The sequence below is a fragment of the Pseudomonas sp. B111 genome (genome assembly GCF_026428275.1).
In the GTDB taxonomy this organism is placed as follows: Bacteria; Pseudomonadota; Gammaproteobacteria; order Pseudomonadales; family Pseudomonadaceae; genus Pseudomonas; species Pseudomonas aeruginosa.
The window spans coordinates 922,282-945,325 of the sequence record NZ_CP097857.1 but is presented as its reverse complement, the minus strand read 5'-3'; the positions used below and the strand labels follow the sequence as shown (position 1 = coordinate 945,325).

Here is a 23,044-nt window from a genome sequence, read left to right as displayed (position 1 = left end):
TCGCCGCATTCCCCTTTCCCTCTCGCGATGGAGCCCTCTATGTCGGCCTGGCGCCACCTCAGCCTGTGGATGAATCAACTGGACGATCCGCTCGAAGCGCGCCCGTCCCTGGAAGAATCCCTCGAGGTCGACGTGGCCATCGTCGGCGCCGGCTACACCGGCCTCTGGACCGCCTATTACCTGAAGCGCCGGGCGCCGCAGTTGCGCGTCGCCATCGTCGAGGCGGAAACCGCCGGCTTCGGCGCCTCGGGGCGCAACGGCGGCTGGCTGATGGGCAACCTGCTCGGCGAGGACGGCCTGCTCGCCGGCTTGCCGCCGGAACGGCGCCGGGCCGGCTACGACCTGCTGCACGGGATTCCCGACGAGGTCGCGCGGGTGCTGCAAGAGGAAGGCATCGACTGCGACTACCGCAAGGGCGGCGTGCTCTACTGCGCGGCGCGCTACCCGGAACAGGAACGCCGCCTGCGCGCCTATCTGCATGATCTCTATGCCGAAGGCCTGGACGAAAGCGACTACCGCTGGCTGACGCCGCAGGAACTCGACCAGCAGTTGCGCATCCCCGGCAGCTACGGGGCGATCCATTCGCCGCACTGCGCCACCATCCAGCCGGCCAGGCTCGCGCGCGGCCTGGCCCGCGCGGTGGAGCGCCTGGGCGTGCGGCTGTTCGAGAAGAGCCGGGTGCTGCACTGGCAACGCGGCCTGCTGCGCACCGAGCGCGGCGAACTGCGCGCCGAATGGATCGTGCCGGCGGTGGAAGGCTATGCCGCCAGCCTGCCGCCACTGGGCCACTACCAGTTGCCGGTGCAGAGTCTGCTGGTGGCCACCGAGCCGCTGCCGTCGTCGGTCTGGGCGGAGATCGGCCTGGAGCGCGGCCAGGCCTTCAGCGAATTCAGCCGCCAGGTCACCTACGGCCAGCGCACCGCCGACGACCGCCTGGCCTTCGGCGCGCGGGGCGGCTACCGCTTCGGCGGCAAGCTGCGCAACGACTTCAGCCTCGACGACGAGGAAGTCGGCCTGCGTCGCTACCTGTTCGGCGAACTCTTCCCGCTGCTCAAGGACGCCAGGATCAGCCACACCTGGGGCGGCAACCTCGGCATGGCCCGGCGCTTCCGCCCGCACATGCTGCTCGACCGCGCCAGTGGCATCGCCCTCTCCGGCGGCTACGGCGGCGAAGGGGTCGGCGCCAGCAACCTCGGCGGCCGCACCCTGGCCGCGCTGATCCTCGGTGAGGACAGCGAGCTGCTGCGGCAGCCCTGGGTGCTGGGCGAGCGTCCGCTGGACAGCCTGGCCCGCTGGGAACCGGAACCCTGCCGCTGGCTCGGCTACAACGCGATCATCCGCAGTTTCGTCCATGAGGACCGGGTCCTTGCCGACCCGCACAGCGCGCCCTGGCGCCGCAGCCTGGCGCAAACCCTCGCGGCCGGCATGGAAAGCCTGATGCGCTGAGAATCCCCTCCACCTCCCACAGAGGAAAAACCGCATGGCCCTGACCCTTCTGAAAAATACCGCCGGCGCCGATCTTGGCGCCGCCAGCCCGGTCGCGGTGCCGCTTGGCGAGCCGGTCGCGCAGACCCGCGCCTACGCCGTGGAGCGCACCGACCAGGTGGAAACCGGAATCTGGGAATGCACCCCCGGACGCTGGCGGCGGCAGATCGTCGAGCAGGAGTTCTGCCACTTCCTGCAAGGCCGCTGCACCTTCACCCCGGACGGCGGCGAGACCATCCGCATCGAGGCCGGCGATGCCCTGCTGCTGCCGGAGAACAGTCTCGGCGTGTGGGATGTGCAGGAAACCGTGCGCAAGAGCTACGTGATCATCCACCGCTAGCCCACGCGGCGCGACGGCGTCACTCGAAGCGCCCGTGGCGCCCCTCACCGTCCTTGAAGCGCTGCGCGCCCTCCAGGGTCTCGCCGCTCTCGATCACCGCCAGCCCGCCCTGGAATTCGTTGGCCAGGGCCACGTCGAAGGACAGTTCCCACTGCGCATATACGCTGGCGCGGTCGGCGAGCATGCAGGTCTGCGGGAAGGCGGCGAGTTCCGCCGCCAGCTCCTCGGCCTCGGCTCGCGCCGAACCGCTCGGCACCACCCGGTTGGCCAGGCCGATCTGCAACGCTTCGTCGGCCTTCACCGGACGCCCGGTGAGGATCAGGTCGAGCGCCCGGCCCTGCCCGACGATCCGCGGCAGGCGCACGCTGCCGCCATCGATCAGCGGCACCCCGAAACGCCGGCAGAACACTCCGCAGATGGCGTCCTCGGCCATCACCCGCAGGTCGGCGAGCAGCGCCAGCTCCAGCCCGCCGGCCACCGCATAGCCTTCGATGGCGGCGATCAGCGGCTTGCCGAGCTGCATGCGGCTCGGCCCCATCGGCCCGTCGCCCTCCGCCTCCAGACGATTGCGCCGCTCGCCATCCTCGGCTACCGCCGCCAGGTCGGCGCCGGCGCAGAAATTGCCGCCGCTGCCGGTGAGTACCGCGACCCGCGCCGTATCGTCCGCTTCGAACTCGCGCAGGGCGTCGGCCAGGGCCTGGGCGGTCGGCCGGTCCACCGCATTGCGCCGCTCCGGGCGAGCGATGACCAGGGTGGTGACCGGGCCGTTGCGTTCGACGATGACACTCATGACAGACTCCCTGCGGAAAAAGCGAAAAAAGACACCGGCCGGATGGCAGAAGACCGGCGTCAGCCGGTCTTCACCTTAGTCCTTTTCCCGCGGCCGCGCCGCATCCGCCGGGCGTCTCAGAGCGCGTGCCTCTGCAGGTTGGCCATCATTTCACGGAGCGCCTCGACGTTGTCCGCCGGGTGCGCGGCGTTCTCGAAGTCGCAGATCTGCTGCCAGTGCGCGGCCACGTCCTCGGCATCGAAGCCGGCCTTCGGATCGAAGCCGAAGCCCAGGCTGCGCTCCCAGCGCACCTTGCCGATCCAGCCACCGCCGACCTCATAGAGCCCCGAGGTATCCTCGCAGGCCGAGCTGCCGAGGTAGACCACCAGCGGGCTGACCAGCTCCGGCTTGAGCTGCTCGAAGACCTGCGGCGGGATCAGCCCCTCGGTCATCCGCGTACCGCCGGTGGGGGCGATGGCGTTGACCAGGATATTGTTCTTGCGCCCTTCCAGGGCCAGGGTGCGGGTCAGGCCGTAGAGGCCGAGCTTGGCCATGCCGTAGTTGCTCTGGCCGAAGTTGCCGTAGATGCCCGAGGTCGAGGAAGTGAACACCACCCGCCCGTAGGCCTGCTCGCGCAAGTGCGGCCAGGCGGCGCGAGTGACCTTGTAGGCGCCTTCGACATGCACCTGGTAGACCAGGTCCCAGTCGGCGTCCTCCATCTTGTGGAAGGTCTTGTCACGCAGGATGCCGGCATTGTTGACCACCACGTCGACGCGGCCGAAGGCGTCCAGCGCGTTCTCCACGATCCTGCCGCCGTCCGTGACCGAGTCGTGGTTGGCCACCGCGGTACCGCCGGCGGCTCGGATTTCCGCCACCACCTTGTCCGCCGCCGAGGCACTGGCGCCTTCGCCATGGGTGCTGCCGCCGAGGTCGTTGACCACCACCCTGGCGCCATGCTTCGCGAACAGCAGGGCATGGGCGCGGCCAAGGCCGCCGCCGGCTCCGGTGACGATCACGACTTGGTCGTCGAAACGCAGGGCATCGCTCATGTTCGGGACTCCAGGGCAGTAGGAAGGATTGCCCGAGTGTCGGCCAGCCCGCCGGCGGGGACAAGGCTTCGCGCCACCATGAATGGCGCCCGATAAGGCAGCGGGATGTTCCGCTTCAGTCGAACGGAATGTACAGCCGGCCACGCGGGCCGAGCTTGAACAGCCACCAGTCGTAGTTGTGCCGGACCACCACCAGCAGCAGGCTGCCGAGCAACGCGAAGCCGGCGCCGACGGCGTACCAGCGACTGCCTTCCTGCCAGCACAGGTAGCCGAGCCCGAGCGCCAGCAGCAGGGCGAGTTCGGCGAGGACCATCCCGGACTGGCGGATGAACGGCTGCGCCTGCACCATCTGGCGGAACAACCAGGAGCCCTCGTCGAACACGCGCAAGGGAGAAACGGGATCGTGCATGGAGACCTCCATGGGTGACGAAACGCCTCGTCCAGCGAGGCGCCAGCACCCTAGCCCCGATCCTTGCGCGATGGCACTTGCTGCAATCTCAAACTCGCTTAAGAAAACTCTGAATCATCCAGTCGGGCGCGAAACGCCAGGTAATGTTCGAGCACCGCCGCCGGCGCTTCGATCTGCGGATAATGGCCGATGCCATCGAGCAGCACGCAGTCGGCATCGGCGACCAGTTGCCGGTAGCGCTCGACCATGTGTGCCCCGGAGATCGGGTCGACGGCGCCGTCGATCACCCGCAACGGCACCCCGCCGTGCTGCAACGCCGCCACCCAGCGCTCACGCTGCTCGCGGCGGTCGACGATGTAGCGGATCAGGCGATGCATCACCCGCTGCCCCTGGTTGCTTTCGATCAGGCTCCAGAAGGTATCCAGCTCGGTCTCGCCGGGCTGGCTGCGCGGGCCGAAGACCTTGGCGAAGTTGCGCGCCAGGGCGCGGCGGTCGAACAGCCGGCCGAACAGCCCGTCCAACGGGCTCAGCAACAGCTTCTGGCTGAGCACCGGGCGGTGCGTTTCCGGGAACAGCCCACCATTGAGGAACACGCAGGAGGCGAGCCGCAGCCGGCCTTCGTGATGGCGGGCGAGCAGTTCCTGGGCGACGCTGTCGCCGTAGTCGTGGGCCAGCACGTGCAGCGGCTCGTCGATTCCCAGGCGACCGAGCAGCGCCTGTTGCAGGTCGGCCTGCTCCAGCAGGCTGTAGCGATGGGCGCGCGGCTTGGCCGAATCGCCGAAACCGAGCAGGTCGCAGACCAGCACGCGGTAGCGCTGCGCCAGCGGCTCCCAGAGGTAGTGCCAGTCCCAGGCGGCGCTGGGAAAACCGTGGATCAGCAGCAACGGCCGACCCTGCCCGGCTTCCCAGTAGCGGATCGGGAAGCCCTTGAAATCCAGGGTGCGGCCGCGCCTCCGCCAGGCCTCCAGGGGAATGCCGGGCAGCGCCGCGGTCACTGGCGGTAGCCCGGGTTCTGCTGGTCGAGCTTGCGCAGCAGCGCCGGCCAGGCGAGCTGGCCGCCCATGCCGGTCTTGCTGCGCATCACCCCGGCGATCATGTCGCGCGCGCCGGCGAGGATCTGCCCCGGGATGTGGATCAGCTCGGCGCCGCCGCTCTGCGCCATCACCTGTACCTCGCAGGCACGTTGCAGGGTGAACATCATGAGGAAGGTATCGGCGATGGAACCGCCGCAGGTGAGCAGGCCGTGGTTGGGCAGGATCAGGAAGTTGCTGGTCCCCAGGTCGGCCTGCAGGCGGGCCTTTTCCTCATGGTTCAGGGCGACGCCCTCGTAGGCGTGGTAGGACAGGCTGGAGAGCACGAACAACGATTGCTGCGACAGCGGCAACAGGCCCTGCTTCTGGCAGGACACCGCGATCCCCGCGGCGGTATGGGTGTGCAGCACGCACTCGACGTCGTGGCGGACCTCGTGCACCGCGCTATGGATGGTGTAGCCGGCCGGGTTGATCTCGTAGGGGCTGTCCATCAGCTTCTTGCCGCTGGCATCCACCTTCACCAGGCTGGAGGCGGTGATCTCGTGGAACATCAGGCCGAACGGGTTGATCAGGAAGTCCTCGGTGCCCGGCACCTTGGCCGAGATGTGGGTGAAGATCAGGTCGTCCCAACCGTGCAGGGCGACCAGCCGGTAGCAGGCAGCGAGATCGACGCGGGTCTGCCATTCGGCGGCGGAGACCTGGGCTTGCACATCGGCGGGCAGGGAGTGAACGGCGGTCACGGCGGCATCCTCTTTTGTCGTTATCGGATGCCCGCAGTCTAGCCCCGCCCTCCTCCGGCGACTGTCGCCGGGCTTACACTCGCGCGCCGGCTGAATGGCGGAGGATTCAGCCGGCCTATGCGCGCAGGCTACAGGCAGTGGGCGACCAGGGGTGCGACCAGCAGGTTGAACAGCCCGGTGAGAACCATCAGCAGACCGGCCGCCGAACCTTCCTCGCCGCCGAACTCGTAGGCCCGACTGGTGCCGGCGCCGTGCGCGCCGACGCCGAACAGCGCGCCGCGGGCCAGCGGCGTGCGCAGGCGCAGGACGCGCAACAGGGTGCCGCCGATCACCGCGCCGAACACCCCGGTGATCATCACGAAGGCGGCGGTCAGTTCCGGCACGCCGCCCAGGTCGTGGGACATCTCCATGGCGAACGGCGTGGTGATCGAGCGCGGCAGCAACGACAGCGTGACCTGGCCGTCCAGCGCCAGGGCCTGGGCCAGCGCCCAGGAGCTGCCGATGGCCACTGCGGTGCCGGCGAACATCCCGGCCAGCAGCGCCGGCCAGTGGCGCATCAGCAGCTCGCGCTGCTGCCAGATCGGGATGGCGAAGGCCACCGTCGCCGGACCGAGCAGCGCCACCAGCCAATTGGTGTCGCGGGCGTAGTCGGCGTAGCGGGTATGGGTGGGAATCGCCAGGGCATAGAGCAGCACCGGGACGAACACGATGGGCGACAGCCAGTACCACTTCACCCGGCGGTACAGCTGGCGGCTCAGCAGGTAGCCGCCGACGGTCGCCGCCAACCAGAACAGGGCTTGCTTATCGAGACTCATGGCGCGCCCTCCAGCGGCACATCCACTCCACCGACACCGCGGTGACCAGCATCACCAGCAGGGTGCTGAGCATGATCACCAGGAGGATGCGCCAGCCCTCGCTGCGTAGCAGCGCGCCGTAGTCGAGCAGGCTCATCAGCGCCGGGATGAAGAACAGCAACATCTCCGCCAGCAACAGGCCGGCGCCGGCCTGCAGCCAGGCCGGACGCAGCAGGCCGCTGGCGAACAGCAGCAACAGCGCCGCCAGGCCGACCACCCCGCCCGGCAGCGGCAGGCCGATGGCCTTCGCCAGCCAGCCGCCGGCCCACCAGAAGGCGATGAGTACCGCCAGTTCGGCGGCAAGGCGGGACAGACGGCGGACGAGCGGGGGCAACATGGGAAAGGCCTTGGCTGGGAAATCGGGGATGGAGAAAGGATAAGGCCCGGCCTATCATCCCCAAAGCGAATTGTCCGCATGAGAGCCATTCCAGAATGGAATTCCGTCAACTCCGCAGCTTCGTCGAAGTGGTCCGCCAGGGCAGCTTCACCCAGGCGGCGCAGGTCCGCCACGCCAGCCAGTCGACCATCAGCAAGCAGGTCGCCCAACTGGAGCAGAGCCTCGGCGTGCAGGTATTGGAACGCAACGGGCCGCACGTGCGCCTGACCGACGCCGGCGCCGTGGTGTTTCGCCGCGCCGAGGAGATGCTGCGGCTGCGCCGCGACCTGCTCAGCGAACTGGACGATCTCAGCCAGCTCAACCGCGGCGAACTGCGCCTGGGCCTGCCGTTGCTCGGTGCCGACGCGCTGTTCGCCCAACGCTTCGCCGAATACCGGCGGCGCTATCCGAACATCGCCGTGCACCTGGTGGAAGGCGGCAGCAAGACCATGGAGCAGGCGGTGCTGGCCGGCGAACTGGAACTGGCCGGCAGCCTCACCCCGGCGGACGACGGCTTCGACTACCAGCCGTTCTGCAACGAACCGCTGGACGTGCTGCTGCCGGCCGGGCATCCCAAGGCCGCTGCCGCCAGCGTCGCCCTCGGCGAACTGGCGGACAGCCCGTTCCTGCTCTACCAGCAGAGCTTCACCCTCAACGACCGCCTGCTGCGCGCCTGCCTGGAGGCCGGCTTCAGCCCGCGCGAAGGCGGCCGCAGCGGCCAGGCCGACTTCCTCGGCGCGCTGGTGGCGGCCAACCAGGGGGTGGTGCTGCTACCGCGGGCGATCGCTCGCGAGATCGAACGCCCGGGAGTGGTGCGGGTCCTGCTCAGGGAGCCGGACCTGCGCTGGGACATCGCCTTCATCTGGCGCCGGGGCGGCTACCTGTCGCGGGCGGCGCAGGCCTGGCTGGAGCTGCTGCGCGAGCGGCCGCTGGAGGAAAGCCCGGCGTAGGACGAATAACCGCCAGCTCGGTAGAAGCTAGGCGGATAACGCCTGGAGGCGTTATCCGCCCTACCGCTTGTCCCCTCCCCGTGTAGGGCGAATAACCGCTACGCGGTTATCCGCCGCCTGGGCAGGCGTTTCGGCGGATAACGCCTGGGGCGTTATTCGCCCTACCGTTTGCTCCTTCTCCGTGCAGGGCGAATAACCGCCACGCGGTTATCCGCCGCCTCGGCGGGGTACGCCCGGGATCAGCCCTTGAGGGCGGCGGCGAACTCGGCCAGCCAAGGCTCGGCGTCGGTCTCGGGGGTAACGGTTTCGCTGGCATCCAGGCGCAGCATCGGCAGCACTTCGCGCACGCCCAGTTCGCCGAACAGTTCGCGAACCTGCTCGCCGCCACCGCAGAACGTGTCGCCGTAGCTCGAATCGCCCAGGCCGATGACTCCGCCCGGCAGACCGTGCCAGGCCGGCAGTTGGTCGCGGATCGCGTAGTACAGCGGTTGCAGGTTGTCCGGCAGTTCGCCCATGCCGGTGGTCGAGGTCACCACCAGGAATGCCTCGGGGGCGAAGGCCTTGAGTTCGTCGAGGCTGGCGCGAGGCAGATGGGAGGCCTCGAGGCCGGCCTCGGACAGCAATTTCTGGGCGTGCCGGGCGACTTCTTCGGCGGTGCCGTAGACCGAGCCGGAGAGAATGGCGACTTTCATGAACACTCCGTAAGCCAACAGGGGTAAGCCGGGCATTATGCCGCATGCGTTCGCCGAGCGGGACGCACCGAATCAATGCAGACAGGCCGCAAAAGCACCATTTCGGTGCGCTCCCTGTCATCGGGATGTCATCGCGCTGCCGTAGACACGGCAGCGAACCTTCGCCACCACGGCGGGAACGATCCTTGCCTGTCCTCCGACGCAGCCCACCACCCCCGGCGCTGCGCCGTTGTCCGAGGGCGCCCACGAAGCGCGCTCAACCGTTCCAGGAGATACACGATGTCTACCGCTCCCGTTACCCTGCTGGTGGCCCGCCGCGTCGCCGCCGGCCGTTACCGCGACTTCCTCGCCTGGCAGCGCGAAGGCGAAGCCCTCGCCGCCGACTTCCCCGGCTACCTCGGCTCCGGGGCGCTGGCGCCGCCCGCTGGCGGAGACGAATTCCAGATGATCTTTCGCTTCGCCGACGACGCCACCCTCGCCGCCTGGGCCCACTCCGCCTCGCGCCAGGCCTGGCTCGAACGCGGCCAGGGACTCTTCGACGAACCGCGCGAGCACCGCGCCCACGGCCTCGCCGCCTGGTTCGACGACAACCGCAAACCGCCGCGCTGGAAGCAGAGCGTGGCGATCTGGCTGGCGTTCTTCCCGGTCTCGCTGGCCTTCAACCTCGGCGCCGGCCCCTACCTCGGCGAGCTGTCGCTGGCCGCGCGGGTGCTGCTCAGCACCCTGGTCCTCACCCCGTTGATGACCTACTGGTTCATCCCTCTCTCCAGCCGCCTGCTCGCCCCCTGGCTGCACCGCCGCCCGCAGCGCGCCGCCAGCCTGCCGGAAGCGCACTGACGGCTTGCCGCCCACCCCGGCGGGGTGGGCCGTAGCGCAAGGCTTTGCCCGACTGGCTCAGTCGGGTACCCTGCATCCATCCGATTCCCTTCGCCTGCTGTGAGAGTCCCATGGCGACAGCCCCGATCCTGATCACCGGCGCCAGCCAGCGTGTCGGCCTGCATTGCGCCCGCCGCCTGCTGGCCGACGGCGAGTCGGTGATCGTCAGCTACCGCAGCGAACGCCCGGCGCTGGACGAACTGCGCCAGGCCGGCGCGCTGACCCTGCACGCCGACTTCGCCAGCGAGGCCGGCATCTTCGCCTTCATCGGGGCCCTCCGACAGCATACCGACAGCCTGCGAGCGATCGTCCACAACGCCTCGGACTGGGTCGCCGAGACGCCCGGCCACGAAGCCGAGGCGTTCCAGCAACTGTTCAGCGTGCACATGCTCGCGCCCTACCTGATCAACCTGCACTGCGCCGAGCTGCTGGAACGCTCGCAGCCTGCCGACATCGTCCACCTCACCGACGACGTGGCGCGCAAGGGCAGCGCCCGGCGTATCGCCTACTGCGCGAGCAAGGCCGGGCTGGACAACCTGACCCTGTCGTTCGCCGCGCGCTTCGCGCCGAGGATCAAGGTCAACGCCATTTCACCGGCGCTGGTGATGTTCAACGACGGGGACGACGCCGAATACCGCGCCCGCACCCTGGCGAAATCCGCCCTCGGCATCGAGCCGGGGCCGGAAGTCATCTACCAGAGCCTTCGCTACCTGTTGGACAACCCCTACGTCACCGGGACCACCCTGACCGTGAACGGCGGCCGCCACGTCAAGTGAGGCGCCAAGGACCCCTTATGAACCCAGCACTTTCCCAGCATTACCGGGAGATCCTCGTCGGTCTCGGCGAAGACCCGCAGCGCGAAGGCCTGCTCGACACCCCGAAGCGCGCGGCCAAGGCCATGCAGTACCTCTGCCACGGCTATGGCCAGACCCTGGAGGAAATCGTCAACGGCGCGCTGTTCGCCTCGGACAACGATGAAATGGTCATCGTCCGCGACATCGAGCTGTACTCCCTGTGCGAACACCACCTCCTGCCCTTCATCGGCAAGGCTCATGTGGCGTACATTCCCACCGGCAAGGTGCTCGGCCTGTCGAAGGTGGCGCGGATCGTCGACATGTTCGCCCGCCGCCTGCAGATCCAGGAGAACCTCACCCGGCAGATCGCCGAGGCGGTCCGCCAGGTGACCAGCGCCGCCGGCGTGGCGGTAGTGATCGAGGCCCAGCACATGTGCATGATGATGCGCGGGGTGGAGAAGCAGAACTCGCAGATGTTCACCTCGGTGATGCTCGGCGCGTTCCGCGACTCGAACACCACCCGCCAGGAATTTCTGCAATTGATCGGAAGGAGCAAGTGACATGCCGCGACTGGAACCGGGAATGGCGCGAATCCGCGTCAAGGACCTGCGCCTGCGCACCTTCATCGGGATCAAGGAGGAGGAAATCCTCAACAAGCAGGACGTGCTGATCAACCTGACCATCCTCTACCCGGCCGCGGACGCCGTGGAGGTCAACGACATCGAGCACGCGCTGAACTACCGCACCATCACCAAGGCGATCATCCGCCACGTCGAGGAGAACCGCTTCGCCCTGCTCGAACGGATGACCCAGGAAATCCTCGACCTGGTGATGGAGAACCCGGCGGTGCGCTACGCCGAGGTGGAAGTGGACAAGCCGCACGCGCTGCGCTTCGCCGAGTCAGTCTCGATCACCCTCGCCGGCCACCGCTGAGGCGGCCGACGAGCGAACCGCGCGAAGACGCGCACAAGCGTTGCCCGCCGGCCGCGCCAACTCTTATCATCGCCGGACCTGGCCCTGTGCCTTCACCCTGCCCCGAGCCATCGTCGAGAAACACCGCCATGACCGCAGCCAACCTCACCGAACAGCAACGCCTGGAACTCGAAGCCGCCGCCTTCCGCACCCTGGTCCATCATTTGCAGACCCGCAAGGACGTGCAGAACATCGACCTGATGAACCTCGCCGGTTTCTGCCGCAACTGCCTGTCCAAGTGGTACAAGGCCGCCGCCGACGACCTCGGGGTGGAAGTCAGCAATGACCAGGCCCGCGAAGAGATCTACGGCATGCCCTATGCCGAGTGGAAAGCCAAGTACCAGAAAGAAGCGAGCCCGGAACAACAGGCCGCCTTCGCCAAGAGCCAGGGCAACGCCTGAGGCCACCGGGCCCCTTGCCAACCCTGCCCCAGACACCATGAGCCTGTTTCGATGACCCTGACCGACTTCCGCGCGCGTCTGCGCAGCGAACACCACCTGTTCACCGACACCCTGGCGTTCATCGCCGAGCACTACAGCTACACGCCGAGCGCCTTCGACAACGGCAGCGTGAGCAACCCGGCCGGGCAGAACGAAGGTTCCTGCAAGACCCTGGGCTTCGCCATCCTCGAAGGCCTCAGCCTCGAGGAAACCCTGCTGGCCTTCGGCGAGCACTACCGTGCGGTGCGCGACAACCCGGAAGGCGACGACCACGCCAACATCCGCGCCCTGCAACAGACCGGCCTGGCCGGCGTGCATTTCGAGCGCCAGCCCCTGTCGCGCCGGGGCTGAGAAGTCCCGGTCGCCCCCACGGCGGATAACCGCGAGCGGTTATTCGCCCTACCGACCGCTCCATAGCGACCCACGCCAGCCGTCGCCACCGGCCGGCCTTGCCGATACGCGACGAAAAAAGGCGGGGCCCCATCGGGGTCCCCGCCCTTCTCGCCGCCGCAAGCGCGGCGCAGCCAGCGTCACAGCTTGGCGATGGATACCTCGGTGGACTTGACGAAGGCGATCACTTCGCTACCGATGGCCAGCTCCAGTTCCTTCACCGAACGCGTGGTGATCACCGAAGTGACGATCCCGGCGGCGGTCTGCACGTCGATCTCGGAGAGCACCGGCCCTTCGATGATTTCCTTCACGGTGCCCTTGAACTGGTTACGAACGTTGATGGCTTTGATGGTCATGGCGTTTCTCCTGGGGGGATTCGGAACGAGGCATGGTTGCTTAGAGCGCCCAGCGCAGTTGCGTGGGCAGGGGTGAAACGGGTTCGGGTTGCGGCGGCAGCTCCGGCTGCGCCAGCACCCGGTTGAGCACTTCGGCTTCCAGCGCGGCCAGTCGCGCCGAGCCACGCGAGCGCGGCCGGGGCAGTTCCACCGGCAGGTCGAGGCCGATCTCGCCGTCCTCGATGAGGATCACCCGGTCGGCCACCGCCACCGCCTCGCTGACGTCGTGGGTGACCAGCAGGACGGTGAAACCGTGTTCGCGCCAGAGTCCTTCGATCAGTTGCTGCATCTCGATCCGGGTCAGCGCATCGAGCGCGCCGAGCGGCTCGTCGAGCAACAGCAGGCGCGGCTCGTGGATCAGCGCGCGAGCCAGCGCGACGCGTTGCTTCTGCCCGCCGGACAGGGCCGCCGGCCACTCGTTGGCACGCTCGGCCAGGCCGACCGCCCGCAGCGCCTGCAGGGCCTTCGCCCGCCAGTCGCCGCGCAGGCCGAGGCCGACGTTGTCGATCACCCGCTTCCACGGCAGCAGGCGCGAGTCCTGGAACATCAGCCGGGTGTCCTCGCGGGCCTCGGCCAGCGCCGCCGAGCCGGCCAGCAACTCGCCGCGGCTGGGCTGGTCGAGGCCGGCCAGCAGGCGCAGCAAGGTGCTCTTGCCGCAGCCGCTGCGGCCAACGATAGCGACGAACTGCCCTGCCGGAACCAGCAGGTCGATGTCCTTGAGCACCTCGCGCTCGCCGAAGCGCCGCGCCACTCCGCGCAGGGCCAGCGGGATACCGCGCTTGAGGCGCTGCGGAGTGCCGCCAAGGGCGGCGTTGTGGGCATTCATGCGCCACCTCCCTTGACCTGGTAGGCCGGGTGCCAGCGTAGCCAGACGCGTTCCAGACCGCGGGCGGCGAGGTCGGCGAGCTTGCCGAGGACGGCATAGAGCAGGATCGCCAGGACCACCACGTCGGTCTGCAGGAACTCGCGGGCGTTCATCGCCAGGTAACCGATGCCGGAGCTGGCGGAAATGGTCTCGGCGACGATCAGGGTCAACCACATGAAGCCGAGGGCGAAGCGCACCCCGACCAGGATCGACGGCAGCGCGCCGGGCAGGATCACCTGGCGGAACAGGGCGAAGCCGGACAACCCGTAGCTGCGCGCCATCTCCAGCAGGCCGGGGTCGATGCCGCGGATGCCGTGGTAGGTGTTCAGGTAGATCGGGAACAGCGTGCCGAGGGCGACCAGGAAGATCTTCGCCGACTCGTCGATGCCGAACCACAGGATCACCAGCGGGATCAGCGCCAGGTGCGGCACGTTGCGGATCATCTGCACCGAACTGTCGAGGAAGCGTTCGCCCCACTTCGACAGGCCGGTGACGAAGCCCAGCACCAGGCCGATGGCGCCGCCGATGAGAAAGCCGATCGCCGCGCGCCAGCCGCTGATCGCCAGGTGCTGCCAGATCTCGCCGCTGCGCAGCAGCGCCCAGCCGGCCTCGAGCACGGCGCTGGGCGCGGGGAGGATGCGGCTGGACAGCCAGCCGAACTCAACCGCCGCCTGCCACACCGCCAGCAGGACCAGCGGCAGCGCCCAGGGCGCCAGGCGCTCGGCCAGTCGTTTGGAAATGCTCATGTCGTTCGCTCCGACCGCTCTCAACTCTGCGCGGCCTGCCGGGGCAGGATGTCGTTGGCCACCATCTCGCCGAACGGGCTGACATAGCCGCGTCCCTCGGGCTGCGCCGGGCGCTGCACGTCGAGGTGCGGGAACAGCAGTTCGGCGACCCGGTAGGACTCTTCCAGGTGCGGATAGCCGGAGAAGATGAAGGTATCGATGCCCAGCTCGGCGTACTCCCTGACCCGCGCCGCCACCGTCGGTCCGTCGCCGACCAGCGCGGTGCCGGCGCCGCCGCGTACCAGGCCGACGCCGGCCCAGAGATTGGGGCTGACTTCCAGGTTGTCGCGCGAACCGCCGTGCAGCGCGGCCATGCGTTGCTGGCCGATCGAGTCGAAGCGCGCCAGGGAGGCCTGGGCGCGGGCGATGGTGTCGTCGTCGAGGTGCGCGATCAGGCGATCGGCGGCCTGCCAGGCTTCCTCGCTGGTCTCGCGGACGATCACGTGCAGGCGGATCCCGAAGCGCACCTGGCGGCCCTGGCGGGCGGCCTTCTCGCGTACCTGGGCGATCTTCTCGGCAACCGCCGCCGGCGGCTCGCCCCAGGTCAGGTACAGCTCGACCTGCTCGGCGGCGAGGTCCTGGGCGGCCTCCGAGGAGCCGCCGAAGTACAGCGGCGGACGCGGCTGCTGCAACGGCGGATAGAGGAGCTTGGCCCCCTTCACCTGGATGTGCTTGCCGGCGTAGTCGACGGTCTCGCCCTCCAGCACGCGACGCCAGATGCGGGTGAATTCGACCGACGCCTCGTAGCGTTCGGCGTGGCTCAGGTGCAGGCCGTCGCCAGCCAGTTCGTCGGGATCGCCGCCGGTGACCAGGTTGAACAGCGCGCGGCCGTTGGACAGCCGGTCCAGGGTCGCCGCCTGGCGCGCGGCGACGGTCGGCGAAATGATCCCGGGACGCAGCGCGACGAGGAACTTCAGGCGCTGGGTTACCGGGATCAGCGAGGCGGCGACCAGCCAGGAGTCCTCGCAGGAACGTCCGGTGGGGATCAGTACGCCGCCGAAGCCCAGGCGGTCGGCGGCCTGGGCGATCTGCTGCAGGTAGCCGTGGTCGACGGCACGGGCGCCCTGGGTGGTGCCCAGGTAGTGGCCGTCGCCGTGGGTGGGAAGGAACCAGAAAATCTCGAGGCTCATCGCAATTGACTCCAGGGTGAGCGCGCCGGCGTGGCGTAGCCGCGCGATGATCGTGTCGGTATGTGGGCGGTACGGGCTCAGGGGGCGCTGGCGACCTTGCCGGCCGATGGCGTCCAGATCACGTCCTTGATGCTCAGCGGTTTGGGAATCAGCTTCAGCTGGGTGAAGGTGTCGGCGATCTTCTGCTGCGCCTCGACCACCGCCGGGGTGATCAACTGCGCGCCGTAGCCCTGGCGCTTCACCGCGGTCAGGGTGATGTCGGCGGGCAACCCGAGCAGCGGCGCGACCTGCTCGGTCACCTGCTGCGGGTTGGCCCGCGACCAGTCGCCGACCTGGCGGATCTCGTCCACCAGCTTGTCGAGCACCTGCGGATGCCGTTGCGCGTAAGTCCGGGTGGCGAGGTAGAACTGGTGGTTGTCGACCAGCTCGCGACCATCCACCAGGACTCGCGCGGACAACTGCTTCTCGGCGGCGGCCTGGTAGGGGTCCCAGATCACCCAGGCGTCGACGCTGTGGCGCTCGAAGGCGGCGCGGGCGTCGGCCGGCGGCAGGTAGACGGGTTGGATGTCGCTGTACTTCAGGCCGGCCTGCTCGAGGGCGCGGACCAACAGGTAATGCACGTTGGAGCCCTTGTTCAGGGCGACTTTCCTGCCCTTCAGCTCGGCCACCGAACGAATCGGCGAGTCCTTCGGCAGGAGGATCGCCTCGCTGGTCGGCGCCGGCGGTTCGTAGGCCACGTAGAGCAGGTCGGCGCCGGCGGCCTGGGCGAATACCGGCGGGGTTTCCCCGGTCACGCCGAAGTCGATGCTGCCGACATTGAGTCCCTCGAGCAATTGCGGGCCGCCGGGAAACTCGGTCCATTGCACCTTCACGCCGTCTTCGGCGAGACGTTTCTCCAGGGTGCCGCGGGCCTTGAGCAGGACCAGGGTGCCGTATTTCTGATAACCGATCCGCAGGGTGTTGGCCGACTTCTCGTCGGCCTGGACGCCGTAGGACAGGGCCGCCACCAGCAGGGCCGCCAGTCCACGACGCAAAGCGATGGTGCGCATGGCGCTCTCCTTTGTCGTTGTGGGTGCCGAACCTGCCGCGCCGTTGACGGAACAGTGAGGTCGTCGTGTGTGCGTTGTGCAATCGGGCCGCGGCGCGCGTGCGCTGGCGGCGGACGGATCAGATGCTCCAGCGGGCGTTCACCAGGCGCTCGTTGAGCAACTGCGGGTCGATCGGCTGCGGCCGTCGCGAGAGGGCCAGGTGGAAGGTTTCCAGGGCGTTTTCCAGGCGCTGCTCGAGGACCGGCTCCAGGCGCGCCGGGTCGCTCTCGGTGGCGTAGGCGATCTGCTTGTCCACGGCGAATACGCCGTGCAGCACCTCCTGGGCCTTGAGCGCGGCCAGTACCGGCTTCAATGCGTAGTCCACGGCCAGCATGTGCGCGCTGCTGCCGCCGGTGGCGAACGGCAGCACCACCTTGTGCTCCAGGGCGCGCTCGGGCAACAGGTCGAGCAGGACCTTCAGCGCGCCGGAAAACGAGGCCTTGTACACCGGGGTGGCGACCAGCAGGCCGTCGGCGCGGCCGATCTGCTCGGCCAGCGCCAGTACCGGCGGACTGTCGAGGCGGGCACGCAGCAGGTCCTCGGCGGGAAAATCCAGCACCTGGTGGCTGGCCACCTCGACGCCGCGACGGCTCAGCCAGTCCCTGGCACGCTCCAGCAACACCCCGGAGCGGGAGCGTACGCTGGGACTTCCGGCGATGGAAACGACGAGCATGGGGGGATTCCTTATAACCGGAAAACAGAATATTCGTTTGGCTTGCTAACCAAGTTGCATAGACCTTAACAGGCGGCCTCATATTCCAATAAATGTTTTTTATTCATTTATTTATTCCATAAAGAATATAAGAACCCGGCTCGGGGTCTTGCCTCAGAGCACGTGCGCCCGCTGCATTTCGGTCAGGGCCTCGCCGCGCAAGTAGGCCAGCTCCACCGCCCGGCGATCGCGGGGACGCGCCAGCGGTACGTGGAACTCGCGGCGGATGTGTCCGGGACGGCCGCCCATCAGCAGCACGCGGTCTGCGAGATAGAACGCCTCGTCGAGATCGTGGGTGACCAGCAGGACGCTGATCTCGTAGTTCTGCACCACGTCCTGCAGCAGGTCCTGGAGGCGCATGCGGGTGAAGGCGTCGACCGCGCTGAACGGCTCGTCGAGCAACAGCACCTGCGGCCGTCCGTAGAGACCGCGAGCGATCGCCGCGCGCTGCGCCATGCCGCCGGACAGTTGCTTGGGCAGCAATCCTCCGCAGCCGGCCAGTCCGACATCGGCGAGCAGGCGCTCGACCCAGTGCTCGTCCTCCAGCCAGCCGTCGGCGAAACCGACGTTCTGCGCCACCGTCAGCCAGGGCAACAGGCGCGGCTCCTGGAACACCACGCCGATTCCGCCGCTGCGGCCGTTCTCGCCGTCCGGGCCGAAGCCGAGGATCGGGTTGCGTTCGACAGTGCCCTGGAAGTCATCGTCCAGTCCGGCGGCGATCCGCAGCAGGGTGCTCTTGCCGCAACCACTGGGGCCGAGCAGGCTGACCACCTCGCCGGGCGCCAGCGACAGCGCCACGCCCTCCAGCACCCGCGTATCGCCATAGGCCTTGCGAATCTCCAGCAGGTCGAGCAGGCCGCTCATGCGCCGCCCTCCCCGTCGAAACTGTCGCGCCAGCGCAGGGCCCGGCGCTCCAGCGAGCGGAGCAGGCCGTCGCTGAGCTTGCCGAGCGCCGCCAGGACCAGGATCGCGGCGATCACCAGGTCCGGACGCGAGGTTTCCCGACCGTCGCTGAGCAGGTAGCCGAGGCCCTGGGTGGCGGCGATCAGCTCCGCCGCGACGAGGAACATCCAGCTCAGGCTGAGCGCTCCGCGCAGGCCGGTGAACAGGTTCGGCAGCGCCGCCGGAAGGAGGATGCGGCGGACCAGGGCGAAGCGCGACAAACGGTAGAGCCGCCCCAGTTCCACCCACTTGCGGTCGACCCCGCGTACCCCGGCGACCAGCGCGAGGTAGACCGGGAAGAAGGCGCCGAGGGCGATGAGGACGATCTTCGGCGTCTCGTCGATGCCGAACCAGAGCAGCAGCAAGGGCACCCAGGCCAGGCTGGGGATCGCCCGCAGGGCCTGGAAGCTCGGCTCGAGGTAGGCTTCGGCGCGACGACTGAGGCCGACCCAGGTTCCGACCGCCAGAGCCAGGCCGCTGCCGATCGCGAAACCGGCGGCGACCCGCGCCAGGCTCGCGCCGACATGCCCCCACAGCTCGCCGCGAGCCAGTTCCACCAGGGTCAGCAGGATGCCGCTCGGCGCTGGCATCTGGTAGGCCGGCAGCCAGCCCAGGCGCACCAGCGCTTCCCACGACGATAGCGCCAGCAGCGGCAAGGCCCAGGCCCGCCAGGCGCCCGGCACGCGCAGTCGCCACGCCCGGCGCGAAACTCGCCGGGCCAGTCGCAGGCTCTGGCTGACCATGGCTCAGGGCTCCGTGCGCGCCAACGGGGCACCGCCGATGACCTCGGCGGCCCACTGCGGCGCGATCAGTTCGTCGACCACCTTCTGCACGTCCACGCCCGGCCGCACCAGGCGCTCGTCCGCCAGGATCGGCGCCGCGGCCTTGAGCGCGGCGACCTGTTCGGCGCCCGGCAGCGGCTGGCTGAAATCGGTGCGCGACAGTTGCAGGCGAGCCACTTCCAGCGGCAGGCCGGCTTCCTCGGCAAGCAGTTGCGCGGCCTCGTCGGGATGCCCGATCACCCAGTGGCGCGCCTGCTCGTAGGCCGCCAGCACCTGGCGGATCAGTTGCGGATGGCCTTCGGCGAAATCCTCGCGGACATTGAGCACGCCGTAGCTGTTGAAGCCGAGGTTGCGGTAGAGCAGCCGCGAGCCGGCCTGCAACTCGCTGGCCGCCATGTGCGGATCGAGCCCGGCCCAGGCGTCGACCTGGCCCTTCTCCAGGGCTACCCGGCCGTCGGGATGCTGCAGGTGGACGATACGCAGGTCGTTCTTGTCCAGGCCCACGCTGTGCAGGCTGCGGAGCAGGAACAGGTAGGGATCGGTGCCCTTGGTGGCAGCCACCTTGCGCCCCTTGAGTTCGGCGAGGCTGCGGATCGGCGAATCCTTGCGCACCAGCAGCGCGGTCCACTCCGGGCGGCTGGCGACGTATACGGTACGTACCGGGCTGCCGTTGGCCCGCGCGAGTACTGCGGCGAGGCCGGCGGTCGAGGCGAAATCGACGCTGCCGGCGTTGAGGTACTCCAGGGAACGGTTGCTGCCCTGGCTGAACACCCAGCGCACCCGGGTGCCGCTGCCGTCCAGGCTTTTCTCCAGCCAGCCGAACTTCCTGAGCGCCAGGCTGGTGGGGGCGTAGTAGGCATAGTCGAGACGGATTTCAGCGGGGGCGTCGGCGGCCTCGGCCGCGGGAAACACGGCAAGAACGGCGAGCAGGGCCAGCCAGGCCCGGCAGCGACGGAGAGCGGCGATCATGCGTCTGCTCCTGGAAGGAGGTGGATGAGCGAGCCTTCTCCCCGTCTGGCGGGCAAGTCAGAGCCGGTTTCGGAAACGGATGGCGGATAGAAAGCGTCGCGGCGACGCGCTGGCGCACATAAAAAAGAGGGCCGGTCGAAACCGGCCAAAAACCCTGCTCGTGGCTAAACAGCGTTGCATGACGGCACGCACCGTCGAATAAAAGGTCCCGCCTGCCGTGCCTGCCCATGCAGGCGGGACGAATCCGGCCTCAGCGGTTGGGCTGGGGCGTCAGGCGCAGGTAGGGCTTCACCGCGCGGTAGCCTTTGGGGAAACGCCGCTTGATCTCTTCCTCGTCCTTCAGCGAAGGCACGATCACCACCTCGTCGCCGTCCTCCCAGTTGGCCGGCGTGGCGACCTTGTGCTCGTCGGTCAGTTGCAGCGAATCGATCACCCGGAGGATCTCGTTGAAGTTGCGCCCGGTGCTCGCCGGGTAGGTGATGATCAGGCGCACCTTCTTGTTCGGGTCGATGATGAACAGCGAACGCACGGTCAGCGTGTCGTTGGCGTTCGGGTGGATCAGGTCGTAGAGTTCGGAGACCTTGCGATCGGCGTCGGCGATGATCGGGAAGTTGACCCGGGTGTCCTGGGTCTCGTTGATATCGTCGATCCACTTCAGGTGCGAGTCCACCGGGTCCACCGACAGCGCCAGGACCTTGACCCCGCGCTGGGCGAACTGGTCCTTGAGCTTGGCGGTGAAGCCCAGCTCGGTGGTGCACACCGGGGTGAAGTCGGCCGGGTGGGAGAACAGCACGCCCCAGCTGTCGCCCAGCCATTCGTGGAGGCGGATGCGCCCTTCGCTGGAATCCTGTTCGAAATCGGGGGCGATGTCGCCGAGTCTGAGGCTCATGGGGTCACTCCTTGTTCGTGTTGGGACCCACTATGCCCAAGGCCGGTCGACGTTAAAAAGAATAAATTCAGATTTTCTTATAACCAAAAATAGAATACCCAACCCTTCGCCTGGAAATCCGTCTCCTTTCGTCCGCCGGCCTGCCGCCCGGCCAACCCCCGCCTACACTGAAATCACCTTGGCCCGCCATCCAGGAGTCGCCGTCATGTTGGGGAAACGTTCCACCGATCCCGTCCCGGCCACCCGCTTCCGCAGCGATCGCATAAGTTCGGTGAATGGCCAGTACTTCTTCTCCACCCGCGAAGGGACCCTGGAAGGTCCCTACTTCACCCGTTTCGACGCGGAGCGGGAAATCGACGCGTATATCCGCAGGATGCGCCAATCGGCGGAAATCCAGGCGCCGGGTTCCCACTGAAACGATACAGGCGCGGAATTTATTTCCCGGCGGCTGAAACGTTCAAGAAAGGGAAGGCAGGTATTCTCGGCGGAACGCCGAGGCAAATGTCACCGCATGTGAACGCACTCACATCGGGGGTGAGTTCCAGTATCATTCACCCGGTGAATACCTGCCACGTCGTGCGTATCCACGCTTCTCCACGTTTTCTAGCGGTAAATCCATGAAAAAAATCTTATTGATGCTTTTGTGCGTCAGCGTGCTGGGTTGCTCCAAAAACAGCGTCGAATCGGAAAAACCGGTCGACGTGCTCCTGATCGGTGGCGGCATCATGAGCGCCACCCTGGGTACCTATCTGAACGAACTGGAACCGGGCTGGACCATCGAGATGGTCGAGCGCCTGGACAAGGTCGCCGAGGAAAGCTCCAACGGCTGGAACAACGCGGGCACCGGTCACTCGGCGTTCTGCGAACTGAACTACACCAGCGAGGCCGCGGACGGCTCGATGGATATCAGCAAGGCGGTGGCGATCAACGAGAATTTCGAGATCTCCAAGCAGTTCTGGGCCTACCAGGTCGACCGCAAGGTGCTGAACGATCCGAAGTCGTTCATCAACAACGTCCCGCACATGAGCTTCGTCTGGGGCGACGACAACGTCGCCTTCCTCAAGAAGCGCCACGCCGCCCTGCAGCACAGCTCGCTGTTCCGCGGCATGGAGTACTCGGAAGACCCCGAGCAGATCAAGCAGTGGGTGCCGCTGGTGATGGAAGGCCGCGAGCCGGGGCAGAAGATCGCCGCCACGCGCATGTCGATCGGCACCGACGTCAACTTCGGCGAGATCACCCGCCAGTTGGTGGGCTCGCTGTCGGCCAAGGACACCTTCAAGCTGCGCCTGCAACATGAGGTCCGCGACCTCAAGCGCAACGACGATAACACCTGGACCGTGACCATGGCCGACCTGGCCAATGGCGACAAGGAAACCAGCGTCAAGGCCAGGTTCGTCTTCATCGGCGCCGGTGGCGGCGCGCTGAAGCTGCTGCAAATGTCCGGTATCCCCGAGGCCGAAGGCTATGCCGGCTTCCCGGTGGGCGGTTCGTTCCTCGCCACCACCAACCCGGACGTGGTCAAGCGCCACCTGGCCAAGGTCTACGGCAAGGCTTCGGTGGGTTCGCCACCGATGTCGGTGCCGCACCTCGACACCCGCATGATCGACGGCAAGCCGGTTCTGCTGTTCGGTCCGTTCGCCACCTTCTCCACCAAGTTCCTGAAGAACGGCTCGCTGTGGGACCTGCCGGGCTCGGTGACCAGCAGCAACATCGGCCCGATGTTCAACGCCGGCATCGACAACTTCGATCTCAGCCAGTACCTGATCGGCCAGCTGATGCTCAGCCAGGACGACCGCATGGCCTCGCTGCGCGAGTACTTCCCGGAAGCCCGCGACGAGGACTGGAAGCTGGTGCAGGCCGGCCAGCGCGTGCAGATCATCAAGAAGGACGCCGAGAAAGGCGGCGTACTGCAATTCGGCACCGAAGTGGTGACCGCCGCCGACGGCTCCGTCGCCGCCCTGCTCGGCGCCTCGCCGGGCGCCTCGACCGCCGCGCCGATCATGCTGTCGGTGCTGGAGAAGGCCTTCAAGGACAAGGTCGCCACCCCCGAGTGGCAGGCACGCCTGAAGGAAATCGTGCCGTCTTACGGGCGCAAGCTGAACAACGACATCGAGCTGACCAACAGCACCCGTGCCTGGAGCAGCGAGCGCCTGCAACTGATCCACGTGCCGGTACAGCCGGAGGCCTGATCGGCCACCGACGCGCGCGCATGAAAAAGCCCGGCAATAGCCGGGCTTTTTTGGGTTGGCGTTCGCCTTGCGGGGCGGCGCATCGGCGGATAACGCCGCTGGCGTTATGCGCCCTACCCGACAGGCAGCGC

Annotated in this window: 29 protein-coding genes; 11 read left to right on the top strand and 18 right to left on the bottom strand. The window is 67.8% G+C overall.

Going from position 1 to position 23,044, the window contains the following annotated elements:
• Window positions 1-39: 39 nt before the first annotated feature.
• Both M6E97_RS04365 and M6E97_RS04360 read left to right on the top strand, forming a co-directional pair.
• The gene (locus M6E97_RS04365; RefSeq protein ID WP_003091865.1) at window positions 40-1,446 is read left to right on the top strand and encodes an NAD(P)/FAD-dependent oxidoreductase; all 1,407 of its coding nucleotides are present in this window, start codon (window positions 40-42) and stop codon (window positions 1,444-1,446) included.
• Between the two features lie 34 nt (window positions 1,447-1,480).
• Window positions 1,481-1,825: a cupin domain-containing protein gene (locus M6E97_RS04360; protein ID WP_003091873.1), complete on the top strand. Its 345-nt coding sequence runs from the start codon at window positions 1,481-1,483 to the stop codon at window positions 1,823-1,825.
• Window positions 1,826-1,844: 19 nt separating this feature from the next.
• Here the strand turns inward: M6E97_RS04360 and M6E97_RS04355 are convergent, their stop codons facing one another.
• The 7 genes from M6E97_RS04355 to M6E97_RS04325 all read right to left on the bottom strand — a co-directional run bounded on the left by M6E97_RS04355 (window position 1,845) and on the right by M6E97_RS04325 (window position 7,014).
• On the bottom strand, window positions 1,845-2,615 hold the full coding sequence (locus M6E97_RS04355; RefSeq protein ID WP_003091874.1) for a crotonase/enoyl-CoA hydratase family protein: 771 nt from the start codon (window positions 2,613-2,615) through the stop codon (window positions 1,845-1,847).
• Between the two features lie 116 nt (window positions 2,616-2,731).
• Window positions 2,732-3,643, bottom strand: coding sequence for an SDR family oxidoreductase (locus M6E97_RS04350; RefSeq protein WP_015649250.1), 912 nt, complete (start codon window positions 3,641-3,643; stop codon window positions 2,732-2,734).
• A gap of 115 nt (window positions 3,644-3,758) precedes the next feature.
• Entirely contained in the window at window positions 3,759-4,052 is a 294-nt protein-coding gene (locus tag M6E97_RS04345) for a hypothetical protein (RefSeq protein ID WP_034005771.1), read from the bottom strand.
• 98 nt (window positions 4,053-4,150) lie between these two features.
• Complete coding sequence (locus M6E97_RS04340; protein ID WP_034005773.1) at window positions 4,151-5,047, bottom strand: alpha/beta fold hydrolase; 897 nt, start codon at window positions 5,045-5,047, stop codon at window positions 4,151-4,153.
• A complete protein-coding gene (locus M6E97_RS04335) occupies window positions 5,044-5,823 on the bottom strand; it encodes a class II aldolase/adducin family protein (RefSeq protein WP_003091880.1) in 780 nt (259 codons plus the stop codon). Before M6E97_RS04335 ends, M6E97_RS04340 begins: the two co-directional genes overlap by 4 nt.
• 128 nt (window positions 5,824-5,951) lie before the next feature.
• On the bottom strand, window positions 5,952-6,638 hold the full coding sequence (locus M6E97_RS04330; RefSeq protein ID WP_003102323.1) for an LrgB family protein: 687 nt from the start codon (window positions 6,636-6,638) through the stop codon (window positions 5,952-5,954).
• Entirely contained in the window at window positions 6,625-7,014 is a 390-nt protein-coding gene (locus M6E97_RS04325) for a CidA/LrgA family protein (protein ID WP_003091885.1), read from the bottom strand. Before M6E97_RS04325 ends, M6E97_RS04330 begins: the two co-directional genes overlap by 14 nt.
• A 95-nt stretch (window positions 7,015-7,109) precedes the next feature.
• On the opposite strand from M6E97_RS04325, the gene M6E97_RS04320 reads away from it, so the two are divergent.
• The gene (locus M6E97_RS04320) at window positions 7,110-8,003 is read left to right on the top strand and encodes a LysR family transcriptional regulator (protein ID WP_003091888.1); all 894 of its coding nucleotides are present in this window, start codon (window positions 7,110-7,112) and stop codon (window positions 8,001-8,003) included.
• Window positions 8,004-8,242: 239 nt separating this feature from the next.
• Here the strand turns inward: M6E97_RS04320 and M6E97_RS04315 are convergent, their stop codons facing one another.
• Window positions 8,243-8,695 (bottom strand): flavodoxin, encoded by a 453-nt coding sequence (locus M6E97_RS04315; RefSeq protein WP_003130193.1) that lies wholly within the window; start codon window positions 8,693-8,695, stop codon window positions 8,243-8,245.
• Between the two features lie 279 nt (window positions 8,696-8,974).
• Here M6E97_RS04315 and M6E97_RS04310 point away from each other — a divergent pair, with 279 nt between their 5' ends.
• The 6 genes from M6E97_RS04310 to M6E97_RS04285 all read left to right on the top strand — a co-directional run bounded on the left by M6E97_RS04310 (window position 8,975) and on the right by M6E97_RS04285 (window position 12,128).
• On the top strand, window positions 8,975-9,532 hold the full coding sequence (locus M6E97_RS04310; protein WP_003111015.1) for a hypothetical protein: 558 nt from the start codon (window positions 8,975-8,977) through the stop codon (window positions 9,530-9,532).
• A gap of 110 nt (window positions 9,533-9,642) precedes the next feature.
• Window positions 9,643-10,347 (top strand): dihydromonapterin reductase, encoded by a 705-nt coding sequence (folM, locus tag M6E97_RS04305; RefSeq protein WP_003091895.1) that lies wholly within the window; start codon window positions 9,643-9,645, stop codon window positions 10,345-10,347.
• Window positions 10,348-10,364: 17 nt separating this feature from the next.
• Entirely contained in the window at window positions 10,365-10,925 is a 561-nt protein-coding gene (folE, locus tag M6E97_RS04300; RefSeq protein WP_003091896.1) for a GTP cyclohydrolase I FolE, read from the top strand.
• A 1-nt stretch (window position 10,926) separates the two neighbouring features.
• Window positions 10,927-11,298: a dihydroneopterin triphosphate 2'-epimerase gene (gene folX / locus M6E97_RS04295; RefSeq protein ID WP_003091897.1), complete on the top strand. Its 372-nt coding sequence runs from the start codon at window positions 10,927-10,929 to the stop codon at window positions 11,296-11,298.
• Between the two features lie 128 nt (window positions 11,299-11,426).
• Window positions 11,427-11,738, top strand: coding sequence for a DUF1244 domain-containing protein (locus tag M6E97_RS04290; protein WP_003091898.1), 312 nt, complete (start codon window positions 11,427-11,429; stop codon window positions 11,736-11,738).
• Window positions 11,739-11,789: 51 nt separating this feature from the next.
• Window positions 11,790-12,128: a HopJ type III effector protein gene (locus M6E97_RS04285; protein WP_003091899.1), complete on the top strand. Its 339-nt coding sequence runs from the start codon at window positions 11,790-11,792 to the stop codon at window positions 12,126-12,128.
• 179 nt (window positions 12,129-12,307) lie between these two features.
• Here the strand turns inward: M6E97_RS04285 and M6E97_RS04280 are convergent, their stop codons facing one another.
• The 10 genes from M6E97_RS04280 to M6E97_RS04235 all read right to left on the bottom strand — a co-directional run bounded on the left by M6E97_RS04280 (window position 12,308) and on the right by M6E97_RS04235 (window position 20,724).
• A complete protein-coding gene (locus tag M6E97_RS04280; RefSeq protein ID WP_003091900.1) occupies window positions 12,308-12,523 on the bottom strand; it encodes a TOBE domain-containing protein in 216 nt (71 codons plus the stop codon).
• Window positions 12,524-12,563: 40 nt separating this feature from the next.
• Window positions 12,564-13,388, bottom strand: coding sequence for an aliphatic sulfonates ABC transporter ATP-binding protein (gene ssuB / locus M6E97_RS04275; RefSeq protein ID WP_003102311.1), 825 nt, complete (start codon window positions 13,386-13,388; stop codon window positions 12,564-12,566).
• Window positions 13,385-14,173, bottom strand: a complete 789-nt coding sequence (ssuC, locus tag M6E97_RS04270) for an aliphatic sulfonate ABC transporter permease SsuC (RefSeq protein ID WP_003102309.1) — start codon at window positions 14,171-14,173, stop codon at window positions 13,385-13,387. Before ssuC ends, ssuB begins: the two co-directional genes overlap by 4 nt.
• A gap of 20 nt (window positions 14,174-14,193) precedes the next feature.
• On the bottom strand, window positions 14,194-15,342 hold the full coding sequence (gene ssuD / locus M6E97_RS04265; RefSeq protein WP_033985690.1) for an FMNH2-dependent alkanesulfonate monooxygenase: 1,149 nt from the start codon (window positions 15,340-15,342) through the stop codon (window positions 14,194-14,196).
• Window positions 15,343-15,419: 77 nt separating this feature from the next.
• Entirely contained in the window at window positions 15,420-16,391 is a 972-nt protein-coding gene (locus tag M6E97_RS04260) for a sulfonate ABC transporter substrate-binding protein (RefSeq protein ID WP_003111308.1), read from the bottom strand.
• A gap of 118 nt (window positions 16,392-16,509) precedes the next feature.
• The gene (ssuE, locus tag M6E97_RS04255; protein ID WP_003091915.1) at window positions 16,510-17,103 is read right to left on the bottom strand and encodes an NADPH-dependent FMN reductase; all 594 of its coding nucleotides are present in this window, start codon (window positions 17,101-17,103) and stop codon (window positions 16,510-16,512) included.
• 153 nt (window positions 17,104-17,256) lie between these two features.
• Window positions 17,257-18,006, bottom strand: a complete 750-nt coding sequence (locus M6E97_RS04250; RefSeq protein WP_003091922.1) for an ABC transporter ATP-binding protein — start codon at window positions 18,004-18,006, stop codon at window positions 17,257-17,259.
• Window positions 18,003-18,827 carry an ABC transporter permease gene (locus tag M6E97_RS04245; protein WP_003091924.1) on the bottom strand — a complete coding sequence of 275 codons (825 nt, stop codon included), beginning with the start codon at window positions 18,825-18,827 and terminating at the stop codon, window positions 18,003-18,005. Before M6E97_RS04245 ends, M6E97_RS04250 begins: the two co-directional genes overlap by 4 nt.
• A 3-nt stretch (window positions 18,828-18,830) precedes the next feature.
• A complete protein-coding gene (locus M6E97_RS04240; protein ID WP_023088137.1) occupies window positions 18,831-19,835 on the bottom strand; it encodes an aliphatic sulfonate ABC transporter substrate-binding protein in 1,005 nt (334 codons plus the stop codon).
• Window positions 19,836-20,085: 250 nt separating this feature from the next.
• Window positions 20,086-20,724, bottom strand: a complete 639-nt coding sequence (locus tag M6E97_RS04235; RefSeq protein WP_003091927.1) for a peroxiredoxin — start codon at window positions 20,722-20,724, stop codon at window positions 20,086-20,088.
• A 205-nt stretch (window positions 20,725-20,929) separates the two neighbouring features.
• On the opposite strand from M6E97_RS04235, the gene M6E97_RS04230 reads away from it, so the two are divergent.
• Window positions 20,930-21,139 carry a DUF6316 family protein gene (locus M6E97_RS04230; protein ID WP_003091929.1) on the top strand — a complete coding sequence of 70 codons (210 nt, stop codon included), beginning with the start codon at window positions 20,930-20,932 and terminating at the stop codon, window positions 21,137-21,139.
• Window positions 21,140-21,341: 202 nt separating this feature from the next.
• On the top strand, window positions 21,342-22,913 hold the full coding sequence (locus M6E97_RS04225; protein ID WP_003091930.1) for a malate:quinone oxidoreductase: 1,572 nt from the start codon (window positions 21,342-21,344) through the stop codon (window positions 22,911-22,913).
• The last annotated feature ends 131 nt before the right edge of the window (window positions 22,914-23,044 follow it).